The following is a 388-nucleotide window of genomic DNA, read 5'->3' as shown; positions in this document are numbered from 1 at the left end:
GGGTAGGGTCTGGGCCGTGACCGAGCCGAGCCAGCAACCCGTGCGCGCGCCGCGGGTGCAGCGTGAGGTCACCTCCTTCGTGCGCCGGAGCACGCGGATGCGGCCGGTGCACCTGCGGGCCTGGGAGCGGCTGCGGCACGCGTACGTGCTCGAGGTCCCGCAGCAGGCCATCAGCACCTCCATCGCCCCCGGTCATCCGCTCGACATCGCCGCCGCCTTCGGACGCACCGCGCCGCTGGTCGTCGAGCGCGCGTCGTACTCCAGCACCCCCACCACCCCGTGGGCGTCAGGCACCAACAGCCTGGCCGTTCCTCTGCCCTGAACAGCGCTCGCTCCGTCGAGAACTGGCGGCCTGTTCCGAACCGTCAGATGCCACACAGATCTGTAA

The 388-nt window shown here is 71.1% G+C and carries 1 pseudogene; it reads left to right on the top strand.

The features are described from left to right. Positions 1–322 (top strand): annotated as a pseudogene (locus tag I6F37_RS44345) (hypothetical protein); the annotation flags it as partial. Positions 323–388 lie beyond the last annotated feature (66 nt).

Source organism: Bradyrhizobium sp. NBAIM08, assembly GCF_020193935.1.
GTDB lineage: Bacteria > Pseudomonadota > Alphaproteobacteria > Rhizobiales > Xanthobacteraceae > Bradyrhizobium > Bradyrhizobium yuanmingense.
Note: the sequence above shows the minus strand (reverse complement) of the source record. Positions and strands in the feature narration are given on the sequence as shown.